The sequence below is a fragment of the Clostridium sp. C8-1-8 genome, assembly GCF_009928445.1.
Lineage (GTDB): Bacteria > Bacillota > Clostridia > Clostridiales > Clostridiaceae > Clostridium_AR.
On the sequence record NZ_JAABNO010000010.1, the window covers coordinates 170,598 to 181,462 of the forward strand.

The 10,865-nt window shown below is 30.5% G+C and carries 11 protein-coding genes; 9 read left to right on the forward strand and 2 right to left on the reverse strand.

The annotated features are described in order from the left end of the window. The first annotated feature begins 2 nt into the window (after positions 1-2). The 6 genes from GXK57_RS12490 (at position 3) to GXK57_RS12510 (ending at position 5,556) form a co-directional block, all read left to right on the forward strand. Entirely contained in the window at positions 3-1,907 is a 1,905-nt protein-coding gene (locus GXK57_RS12490; RefSeq protein WP_160676569.1) for a DUF1998 domain-containing protein, read from the forward strand. A gap of 6 nt (positions 1,908-1,913) precedes the next feature. After that, complete coding sequence (locus GXK57_RS12495; RefSeq protein ID WP_160676572.1) at positions 1,914-3,422, forward strand: NERD domain-containing protein; 1,509 nt, start codon at positions 1,914-1,916, stop codon at positions 3,420-3,422. A 582-nt stretch (positions 3,423-4,004) separates the two neighbouring features. Beyond that, on the forward strand, positions 4,005-4,265 hold the full coding sequence (locus tag GXK57_RS26360) for a hypothetical protein (protein ID WP_202127716.1): 261 nt from the start codon (positions 4,005-4,007) through the stop codon (positions 4,263-4,265). Positions 4,266-4,308: 43 nt separating this feature from the next. Beyond that, entirely contained in the window at positions 4,309-4,548 is a 240-nt protein-coding gene (locus GXK57_RS26365) for a DUF5655 domain-containing protein (protein ID WP_243156423.1), read from the forward strand. Positions 4,549-4,581: 33 nt separating this feature from the next. After that, entirely contained in the window at positions 4,582-5,109 is a 528-nt protein-coding gene (locus GXK57_RS12505; protein ID WP_160676575.1) for a DNA adenine methylase, read from the forward strand. Between the two features lie 195 nt (positions 5,110-5,304). After that, positions 5,305-5,556 carry a hypothetical protein gene (locus GXK57_RS12510; RefSeq protein ID WP_160676578.1) on the forward strand — a complete coding sequence of 84 codons (252 nt, stop codon included), beginning with the start codon at positions 5,305-5,307 and terminating at the stop codon, positions 5,554-5,556. 58 nt (positions 5,557-5,614) lie between these two features. On the opposite strand, the gene GXK57_RS12515 is transcribed toward GXK57_RS12510, so the two are convergent. After that, positions 5,615-6,265 carry a MutH/Sau3AI family endonuclease gene (locus tag GXK57_RS12515; protein WP_160676581.1) on the reverse strand — a complete coding sequence of 217 codons (651 nt, stop codon included), beginning with the start codon at positions 6,263-6,265 and terminating at the stop codon, positions 5,615-5,617. Between the two features lie 119 nt (positions 6,266-6,384). Here GXK57_RS12515 and GXK57_RS12520 point away from each other — a divergent pair, with 119 nt between their 5' ends. The 3 genes from GXK57_RS12520 (at position 6,385) to GXK57_RS26605 (ending at position 9,752) form a co-directional block, all read left to right on the forward strand. Continuing rightward, positions 6,385-7,101, forward strand: coding sequence for a DNA methyltransferase (locus GXK57_RS12520; protein ID WP_160676584.1), 717 nt, complete (start codon positions 6,385-6,387; stop codon positions 7,099-7,101). 70 nt (positions 7,102-7,171) lie between these two features. Continuing rightward, positions 7,172-7,948 carry a site-specific DNA-methyltransferase gene (locus GXK57_RS12525; protein WP_160676587.1) on the forward strand — a complete coding sequence of 259 codons (777 nt, stop codon included), beginning with the start codon at positions 7,172-7,174 and terminating at the stop codon, positions 7,946-7,948. Next, complete coding sequence (locus tag GXK57_RS26605; RefSeq protein WP_243156420.1) at positions 7,938-9,752, forward strand: DpnII family type II restriction endonuclease; 1,815 nt, start codon at positions 7,938-7,940, stop codon at positions 9,750-9,752. The genes GXK57_RS12525 and GXK57_RS26605 overlap by 11 nt, the downstream gene beginning before the upstream one ends. Positions 9,753-9,956: 204 nt before the next feature. Here the strand turns inward: GXK57_RS26605 and GXK57_RS12540 are convergent, their stop codons facing one another. After that, positions 9,957-10,799 (reverse strand): IS3 family transposase, encoded by an 843-nt coding sequence (locus tag GXK57_RS12540; RefSeq protein WP_347709093.1) that lies wholly within the window; start codon positions 10,797-10,799, stop codon positions 9,957-9,959. Positions 10,800-10,865: the final 66 nt, after the last annotated feature.

Consider the following 10,865-nt stretch of genomic DNA (forward strand, 5'->3'; position numbering starts at 1 on the left):
GAATGAAAAGAAGTAAGCATCAAGCAGTTTATAAGTACTTGCCCGGTGTTTGGACAGGATATACGGATGATAAAGACCCACGTTTAGGTGGGAATTCTGTTACAATAAAAATAAATACTTGGAATTACAGAAATTTAGAAGGGGTATTCACAGATAGAATAGAAGCGGAGATATTAAGAAATATTAATATATTTGAAAGAAGAGGTGGAAATATACAGTCTTTCTTTCTAAAAAGTAAGGATAACTTTGCATTTGTAGAGCCCGCAACGGCAGAGGATTTTGAAGATATTAGAGGAGAGGTTTCTCCGTTGGTGTTCTATTGCAGTAATTGCGGAAGTACCCTGTCATTAAGCAACTCAAATTATTTAAATAAAAACACATGGACTTGCCAACTTTGCAATACAAGATCGGTAAAGCAGCTACAGATGGTATATACATGTGAATGTGGTTCAGCAGTACCTGTAAAGTTGCCTTATAAGAAGATTAATGGAAAGCTGATAGATTACAAATATTGGCCAGTTGGTGTTAGAAACGCATATAAGTTTGTTTATAAGGTTGGAAAAAGTGAAAAGCCTGAAGAAATGAAGCATAAATGCGACTGTGGAGAAGTTTTGCTTCCTCGAAATGCGTCAGATAATGTTAATTTTAGAGCATTAAATATAAAAACCATAAAACTTATGGATGAGAAACAAGGGAAATTTTATAAAAATGGTTTAGATGCAAAGAAGATAATCATTGCCTATTGGCTTGCATTAATTTCAGAAAGTAAGTTTAAAGATATTCTTAATAATATGGAATTTTTCAAAGAGAATGATAATATAAGTGAAATGTCTGAAGAATTTAAAAAGAAAGTTAAAGATTTTATGGACTTATTTGGTATAGATGAGGAACAAGCCATAGCAGGTGTTAAAAAGATGGCAAAAAAGGGCGACGATAATAAGAACTCATATATACAGCAGCAAATTGCTAGCTCAATACCGAACATAGGAATTGATGTTATAGAAGTCCTTGCATCTCAACTGTTGGAGTATGACACTTTGAAAAATGCCATAAGAACTATAACTTTAGAAGAAGCAATAGAAAAACAAAAAAGCATGAAGATTATTAAAGCAGAAGAGGAGATACACAATATTAATAAAAAATTTGGCATCTACAGTGCGCAAGTGTCACATGATGTGGAAGTTATTACATCGACATATGGTTTTACTAGAAGGAAAGTTGATCCTAAACAAAGCAGTGCAAAAACTGGATTAGGATTAAAGTCCTTTAGAAATGAAAAAGAAGGTAGAAACTTAGTTTACACTGCGAAACTTGAGACTGAAGGAATACTGATTGAGTTTGATAAAGTAAAGATAATAAACTGGTTGTATGATAATAAATTTATTGATGATTCTAAGCTTCCGGACTTGGAAGATGAAACTATTGTAAAGAAGTGGTACTTAGAAAATGTAAAGTGTAGCGAAATAACTAGCTTCAATCACTTAGATAAAAATAACCCTGAATCTTCAATAACTCACTATATTTATACACTGCTTCATTCTATATCACATGCATTTATAAAGAGTGCAGGCTCATTATCAGGCCTAGATAAAAATTCATTATCGGAAATTATTTTGCCAAATACTTGTTCAATATTTATATATGCAAATACAGCTCAGGGAGTTCCGCTTGGTTCACTGTCAGGTATGTTTGAACAAAACTATAAAATGTTCCTTAGAAAGGCTCAGGAATTAATGCAAAGATGTGTATTTGACCCTATTTGCAGTGATAGGGATAATGCCTCCTGCAGCTCATGTACTCAATTATCTGAGGTCTGCTGCTGCCATTTCAATATGGACTTAACGAGAAAGTATGTTATTGGGGTTAAGAGTAAAACAGAAAATATCAAAGGATTTTGGGAGTTTTAACAGAATATGGCGCAAATTTTTCCGGAGAACATCAGTTATATGGGGCCCACGGCTTCTGAAATAAAAGTATACACGGCACTAAAAGAAAAGCTCAACGATGATTATACTGTCTTTTACTCAATAAAATGGTTTGAGTATGAAGATAGCGTGAAAAAAATTTCAGAGTGTGATTTTTTAATATTTAATAAGAATTATGGTTACGTAACATTAGAAGTAAAAGGAGGTACAGGTATAGTTGTTGAAAATAATGATTGGTATCTGGTAGACCACGGCGAAAGAAGAAAATTGCGCTGTAGTCCTCATGAGCAAGCAGAGGATAGCATGAGGTACTTTAAAAAATACTTTGAGAGACAATTTAATTATACTTTTAATGGTATATATGGTGCTGCAGTAATTTTCCCTAATTTCATAATTGAAAATAAAGAACTTCTGACAAATAGAGCTAAGGAGTTAACTTTGGACGCACGTGACTTTAATGACCTCTCAGATAAAATTGAAGATATTTTTAAAGTTTGGGCAGGGGATCGCTTTGGATATTTGCGATTTAGTAAATCGCAACAGTTAAACTTTATAAATATAGTTAAAAAGAAAATTGCATTGTCGGCTGCGGCAGGTGTGCTCATTGAAAAGATGAATGAGAAGTTAGAATTAATAAATAGAGTACAAAATAACATTGTATATTTATTGTCTAATTATACTCAACTATATTTAACAGGGGGACCAGGTACTGGAAAGACTAATATCGGAATTAAGTTGGCTTTTAAGTCTTTCTTCAGTGGTAAGAAAGTCCTATTCATATGTCTGACTGATAACTTAAAAGAATATATCGCAAAACAGTTAAATTATGAAGGTATAGATATCATTACTTCAGTAGAAATTGATCTTCTTGAGAAGAGATATGAAACAATAATTGTTGATGAGGCACAGGATATTGATTCCGAGACGTTATTGAAGATTAAATCTTTATTAATCGATGATAATTCAGATTTATTTGTACTATACGATGATTTACAGAATGTAACTAATAAATCATTTAATAATTTACTAGATCTTAAATTTCCGCCATTTTTGCTAAGAGAGAATTTAAGGAATACAAAAAATATATTCAAGTATGCAATAAAGGAAACTAACCTTGGTAAAAATACATTACTTAATGAGATAGAGGGACCTGAGCCAGAAAAATATACTTTAAGTAACGAAGTCGAATTATCTGCTCAGATAAATATTCTGTTAGAAGAACTAATAGTTAAGGAATATGTGCCAATTTCTTCTATAGTAATACTGCTAGATGATTGCAGCAAATATCGTATTGCAAATGAAGAAAAAGTTGCAGGTTGGTCACTGAGACATGGAACAAAAAAAGATAATTTTATTACAGTTTCAAGTGTTTATGACTATAAAGGATTAGAATCAGATGTTGTTATTTATATACACAGCAAGTATACAAAGAAAAATATTAATTACATTGGATATACAAGAGCAAGGTTTTATTTGTATGAGATAATTTTGCTATAGCTCAAAAGGAATGGATACCGTATTTGTTATTAAAGTGTATTTAATACTTTCCATGGAGGTTGTATCTATGGAAAGTATTTTTGATTTGGAGAAAACTACATTATGGAGCTTTGAAGAATGTGGTAATTGAAAAACGCATAAGTGATATTATTGGGGCAATTGGAGTCATTATATGTCAAGTAATGTCATTGTAAAATACAGCAAGAATGGAGATTTAATTTTAAATTAATTTTTCGGATGCGGGTAAACTGAATTAAAGGGATTATTGCTAAAAGGAAGAATTATCGGTTGATTTTGTGAGAAAAAAAACACATAGAAAGCCTAGGTTCTAACGAGAATGTGAGCAGATTTTAAACACAACTTGCTTGTTTTAAGTCAAAAAATAGTTTTACGATAAAATGTTAGTGTAATAAATGTATAATAGTCTTTTGTTTTGATAAGAAATGTTTTGCTGCCTATTACATGAAATTTGATGCATTGCACATATCATCTTAATTGACAAACACCGATCATAAGGCAGATTTTGAACTACTTGTTATGAGGATTTTAGGAAAATAATTCTCAAATAAACTAGATTGGACTATGCCACGTCTTATTTGTGTTGCCGCTGATTTTACAAAATACGATGAGTATGCTGTAAAACAAATAAACAGGAACATTGACCTTGTTAGATATAAAAGATTTGGAAAAGAGTTATTGATGCTTGATTTAATAAATTCAAATGTAGTAAATACGATAAAAGATGCTGTGGATCAGCAGTTAACTAAGCAGAGTACATATAAAACATTTGTAGAGCAGCTACAAAGCACAAGTGAGAAACTAAGGAGGCTGTTACCCCATTAGGGATTATATTTTAGCTCTAGGTGATGATGCTACAGAAAACAATCTGAAATTATATAGTGCTTTCAAAAAGATAAAAAATATAATTTGTGTGGAAGTTAGAATGAAAAGCATAATGTTGTATCTAAGAATTAATCCATATGAAGTTGCTTTAGAAGGTGGATTTTCACGAGATGTTAGAAATATTGGTCATTGGGGTACGGGAGAGTTAGAAACTACAGTAAAGAATGTTGAGGACTTTGAAAAAGCAAAAGAATATATTAATAAGGCTTATGAGATAAATTAACTGAAAAAATATTATAGGATAAGAGGGCGTAATATGTTGCTTAAAACAGAAAACTTAAATGTTGATGGAAACAGAAAAGAGATAAGAGAAGAAGTAATAAAAAAATTTTTAAACGAAGAGCCGGGGACTGGAATTGGAGAGAATTGTTCAAGGTATAGATATGATGTTGAAGAAACAAGTGATGGTTCAAAGGTATACTTAAGAAGACCTGCTCCATTAAATAAAGGTGTAGATTTTGAGGTGCATGTTGAAAATGTGCGATTTAGAGAAAAGGGAAAGGTTCATATGCCAAGTCGTTCAAATATTATACAGGATTTAATAGATAAGAAAGACCACAATTATGGTGAATATAAAAAGGTAATGAATATTATTAATAAATTGTATAATTGTAAAATAGTTAAAGAAGCAGAATATAGAAATATTAAATTTGATATAGAACATTCAATAGAAGCAATATTAAAATCAATAAAGTGGTTATTTATAGAACAAGATGTTACTTATTGGAACTTGAGTGGACGAGCTATGTTATATTCAAAATTAAGAAAAGAAAATTTATGCTAAGTTAAGTAAAAAGTCATAATATAAGTATAGTTACTACGCCTTGTACTAGGTTAGAAACATAGTTATTTTAATGGTGTAATTTTGCTTAAATAAATTTAAGAATAGCAATTATTAGTATAAAGAATGTATAAAATTAAATGAGTATATTGTATTATATTACATATAATTAAAATTTAAGACAAGGAGGAGAATCATATGTCAAATTGTAAAATATGTGGAAGGCCATTAAACGAATCTCAATGGAGAGAAGAGAGAAATTATAAATCATGTCCTAATTGTTCGAAAGAAAATGGACAGGAACATGTTTATTATGAATATCCAGAACATTTTGGAACAACTGATGCAAGAATAACATCAGTAAATCCAGATGGAGCACAAAGCCATTGTGCTGTTTGCAGAGGTAGAGCAAAAGTTCAGGGCAATAGAAGGTTATGCAGTGAATTTTAAAATGATAAAAATTAACAAAAAAACTATCTAATAAAGTTTAGATAGTTTTTTGTTTTTTCTATTTTATATTTACAATATATTTCATAAATTCTTTCTTGAAATAGAAAGCGTGATTTTTATTAGAAACTTCTTTAGCATAAACATCTGAATAAATGGGATGATAAGGTTTTGAATCTTTACTACGAACTTGAATGTATTCACCATTTGATGTGTGAATAAAGCCATCATTGCTAGTTTTAATATGTTCATTAAGTTGATGACAAATAGAATAATAATCTTTCTCTAATTGGAACTTTAAATCGTGGAATTTATTATCATCTAGATTTACATGGACACAAGGTAAAAACATCCATTCAGAAGGAGGACCAACCTTACTTATTGGAACGTAGAGCAAATTATTAATCTTCTTATACAGTTTACTCTCATAAAAATCTTTTTCTGTTAATAACTCATCGATCATCGTTGAAATTTGAGTAATAAACATTGTTTCTAACGGCTTTCCCAAAGTATCACATTTATTTGTTTTGAGTTCACCATCTTCAAAATCCAAATTTGTATTTGATAAATTTAGGCCTAAAGTCATTTCTAATAGTTGTCCACTTTTACCCTTGTTTTTTATAATATCAGTCATTTGTTCTTGTTTTAAAACTTGTCCGAATTTTTTACCAGCTAAAGCATTCAATAGTTTTTTAGCTTCATCTAATTTCATAGTATTTCTCCTCATAGTAGCTATTTTTTTATAAATACACTACCAATTATACAAGTAATAGCAGTAAATGTATATAAAATACAGATGTTGACTAAGATTATTAAGTAAGAGGTGAGAAAATGAGAGAGAGATTTGATTTAGAAACAAAAACTTTGTGGAGTTTTAAACAAAGAGGTGATTGGGAAACACATAAGGGAGATTATCCAGGAAATTGGAGTCCGTTTGTTCCGAGAAATGTTATTTTAAGATATTCAAAAGAGGATGATTTAATATTGGATCAATTCTTGGGAAGTGGAACTACTCTTATTGAAGCAAAGTTATTAAATAGAAGGGGGATTGGATGTGATGTTAATCGCAAAGCACTGGAATTGGCAAGAAATAGGATTGACGGTGCAAAAGGGGAACGATCTACTCAATTAGTAAATTGTGATGCCAAAAATTTGGCCTTTTTAAATAATGAATCAATAGATTTAATATGTACACATCCACCTTATTCTTATATCATAAAGTACAGTAAGAATATTGCTGAAGATTTATCTTTGTTAAGTATAGATGATTTTTATGAAAGTATGATGTTAGCTTCAAAAGAAGCTTTTCGGGTTTTAAAAGATGGAAAATACTGTGCAGTTATGATGGGAGACATAAGAAAAAATGGTTGCGTAATTCCATTAGGATTTAACATTATGAATATATTTTTAAGTCAAGGGTTTAAACTGAAAGAAATAATAGTAAAGGAACAACATAATTGTAGTTCTACAAAGTATTGGGAGCAAATAAGTTTGAAAAGAAACTTTTATCTTTTAGCACATGAGTATTTATTTATTTTCTTTAAATAATGGCTGGATTTATTTCTAAATATCTTTATAATATAGTGTGGATGATACTAGTTATAAAGGTGATGATGTTTTGAAATATATAAAAGAAAATAATTATAAGCTATCACTAGGCGATTGTATTAAGGAATTAAGGAAAGTTGAGAGTAAATCAGTAGATATGATATTTGCAGACCCACCATATAAGCTAAGCAATGATGGGATAACGTGTAAGTCTGGGAAGATGGAAAGTGTAAATAAGGGAAGCTGGGATAAATCTTTAGGCGTTGAACTTGATTACAAATTTAATGTGAAGTGGTTGAAGGCTTGTGATAGAGTTTTGAAGGATGAAGGAAGTATGTGGATATCTGGAACATATCATATTATTCATTCGATAGCTTTTGCATTACAGAAAATGGACTATTACATAATAAATGAAATTACTTGGGTAAAACCTAATGCTGCACCAAATATGGGATGTAGATGTTTTACTGCGAGTCAAGAAACAGTGCTTTGGGTAAAAAAAAATAAGAAGGCAAAACATGTTTTTAATTATCAATTTATGAAAGAAATAAATGGTGGTAAGCAGATGAGAAGTGTATGGGAAATACCAACAACCCCTAAGAGAGAAAAGAAGTATGGATATCATCCTACCCAAAAGCCAGAAGCACTATTGTATAGATGCATAATGTCTAGTACTAATGCTCAAGATATAATTTTAGATCCATTTTGTGGTTCTGGAACTACAGGTGTAGTAGCAATAAGAAATGGAAGAAGTTTCATTGGAATTGACATAAATGAAGAGTATTTATTTTTAACTAAAGAAAGAATAAAAAGAGCTTTAGAGGAGGACAAAAATAATGGAAACTAATGTTAAACCATTTTTAAAATGGGCTGGTGGAAAAACTCAGCTATTACCACAGATTATAGAAAGGCTACCAACCGATTTTCATAAGAAAAGACGCTACGTTGAACCGTTTATTGGCGCAGGAGCTGTATTTTTTTATTTGATAAGTAATAATTGTTTTGATGAATATGTTATTAATGATATTAATAGCAAGTTGATTAATTTATATAAGGTAATGAGAGAAAATTGTGACGAATTATTAGGAGAACTAAGAGCTCTTAAAGAGCAGTACATGACCTTAGGTGAAATGGAAAAAAAAGAACAATTTTATTATGAAATAAGAGATGAATTTAATGAGAATGAAAGTTCGTGTGTTCGCATGGGAGCACTATTTATATTTTTAAATAAAACATGCTTTAACGGTCTTTATAGAGAGAATTTAAAAGGTAATTTCAATGTGCCATTTGGGAAACATAATTCACCAAGCATATATGAAGAGACAGATATAAGATTAGTATCTAAGTTACTTGGGAGTAAAAATAATAAAGGCGAATATAGAGTTGAGATATTAAATACATCTTTTGAAAATTTAAAAGAGTATATAGATGAAAATACATTTGTTTATTTTGACCCTCCTTACAGACCAGTGACAGCTGGAGGGTTTAACTCATATAGCAAAAGTAGTTTTAATGATGATAGTCAAATTAAGCTAAGAGATTTCTATTTAGACTGTGACAAAAAAGGTGCAAGGTTAATGCAGAGTAATTCTGATCCTAGAGTATTGGATAAGGATGATGATTTTTTTGATTCATTATATAAAGGGTTTATAGTTAAGAGGGTAAGTGCAAGTAGGATGATAAATAGTAAGGGGAGCGGAAGAGGCGCTATTACTGAATTACTTATAACAAATTATGGCGAGGAGGAGAGAAAGATGGGCGTTAGTTATGAAAAAAATGCTCAAACATTTGACTATTTATTGAGCACTTTAAAGGATTCAATTAAAGGATGGGAATATTTTGTTAATTGGGATAAGGTTAATACTAATGTAAAAGATATTGAAATACAATTGAACATATTGAATTACCTTATTGGAAAAGAAAATATTGAAGACGAGGCAAGATACTTAATTTCAAAGCATCCAGAAGTAATTTCTGCTATTCCAATTTTAGTTGCATGTAGAGAGAAGAATTTCCAAATAATATCTTCGGATGAAGTTGATATGTTTAAGAGTAAAAATTATTTATTTCACGATAATAAAAGTATATCTAGTGAGCAAATAGATGATATTGTTGAATTTATGTCTGAAACTAAGGTATTAGAAATATTTTCCAATAAGACTATCAAGAATGTGGTGGACTATGTATTTGGTGTTGAAGTTGGGCTTGATAGTAATGGGAGAAAAAATCGTTCAGGACATGCTATGGAAGATATGGTAGAGAAATTTGTTTCTAAGATATGTAAGGATACAGGATATAATTACTTAAAGGAAGCTACTCCAAGTGCTATAAAAAGTGAATGGGGCTACAATGTAACTGTGGATAAATCAGCAAGAAGATTTGATTTTGCAATAAATACTGGAAATAAGCTCTATTTGATAGAGACAAATTATTATGGTGGTGGTGGTTCTAAACTTAAGGCTACTGCTGGTGAATATAAAACTCTTTATGATGTCATTAAAGAAGATGGGCATGAATTTATATGGATAACAGATGGTAAGGGATGGTTGACAGCGAATAGACCGTTAGAGGAAACATTTTATCATAATAAATATATAATGAATTTAACGATGTTAGAGCAAGGATTATTAAATGATATATTGAAAGGCTAGATTAGTACAGCATTTGCGAGGCTTAAAAGATAATTTGTATATTTAGAGGAAACGCAGGTTTTTATACCATACCTGAAGAATTATTTTGTAGTGCATAATAATTTTGTATAAATTAGTTTAGAAGAATTGTTGTTTCTTGAAAAATCACCATAGGATAATGATATGCTCCCCTTAAAGTAGACAGTGCAAATATTAAAATTACACTTAAGCGGCTAAAGCCCTAAATTCCATTGGGCTAAGGCCGTTTAAGTTTTTTTGCAACCTTTTATTATTATAGAAGTTTATATATTCATCAATTGCAATGGAAAGAGAATTATATGTATGATATTTGTTTAAATAGTATTTCTCACATTTTAGAATGCCCCAAAATGCTTCCATTGGTCCATTATCTATACATCTGCCAACACGTGACATACTTTGTGTAATTCCAGCTGTAACTATTTTACGTTTAAATCCATATGAAGTATATTGAAATCCACGATCACTATGAATCATTGGGCTTGCGCTGGGCAAAGCTGCCAAAGTAATATCTAAAGTCTTAAAAACAAGATCATTATTGTTAGAATGTCCAAGTACATATGCAACAATGGATTTATCATGAAGATCCAATATAGCACTTAAATATGCTTTTTGAGAGTTACCGTACTTAAGTTCAGTAACATCTGTAACCCACTTTTCATTTAACTTATTAGCGCCAAACTCACGGTTCAGAAGGTTTTCTGCTACGTGCTGAGGAGTTGATTTTATATAATGTTTCCTTTTTCTTCGAATTACAGACTGCAACGATGAAAGTTTAATAAGTCTATAGATACGTTTAAAATTAAACTGTTTATTCAATCTACGCTTTAAGTTCATAGTCGTTTTACGATAGCCGTAGATTCCATCTACTTCCCAATAAATTTTAATGATCTCTTTAGTTAATATCTTATTCTCCATATCTACTTTAGAATCCTCGCGATTTAACAATTTATAGTATGAAGCACGTGAAATCTTAGCTATATCACACAACATCGATATAGAAAACTTATCTTTTTTTATGAAGCTCAGATATTACGACATGTAAATGTTAATATGAAAGTGCATAAAAGTTCCAACATCAAAATGTAGGAATTT

Coding starts and splice junctions, on each gene's coding strand:
- GXK57_RS12490 (WP_160676569.1), top strand. CDS start 3: ATGAAAAGAAGTAAGCATCAAGCAGTTTATAAGTACTTGCCCGGTGTT.
- GXK57_RS12495 (WP_160676572.1), top strand. CDS start 1,914: ATGGCGCAAATTTTTCCGGAGAACATCAGTTATATGGGGCCCACGGCT.
- GXK57_RS26360 (WP_202127716.1), top strand. CDS start 4,005: ATGCCACGTCTTATTTGTGTTGCCGCTGATTTTACAAAATACGATGAG.
- GXK57_RS12505 (WP_160676575.1), top strand. CDS start 4,582: ATGTTGCTTAAAACAGAAAACTTAAATGTTGATGGAAACAGAAAAGAG.
- GXK57_RS12510 (WP_160676578.1), top strand. CDS start 5,305: ATGTCAAATTGTAAAATATGTGGAAGGCCATTAAACGAATCTCAATGG.
- GXK57_RS12515 (WP_160676581.1), bottom strand. CDS start 6,265: ATGAAATTAGATGAAGCTAAAAAACTATTGAATGCTTTAGCTGGTAAA.
- GXK57_RS12520 (WP_160676584.1), top strand. CDS start 6,385: ATGAGAGAGAGATTTGATTTAGAAACAAAAACTTTGTGGAGTTTTAAA.
- GXK57_RS26605 (WP_243156420.1), top strand. CDS start 7,938: ATGGAAACTAATGTTAAACCATTTTTAAAATGGGCTGGTGGAAAAACT.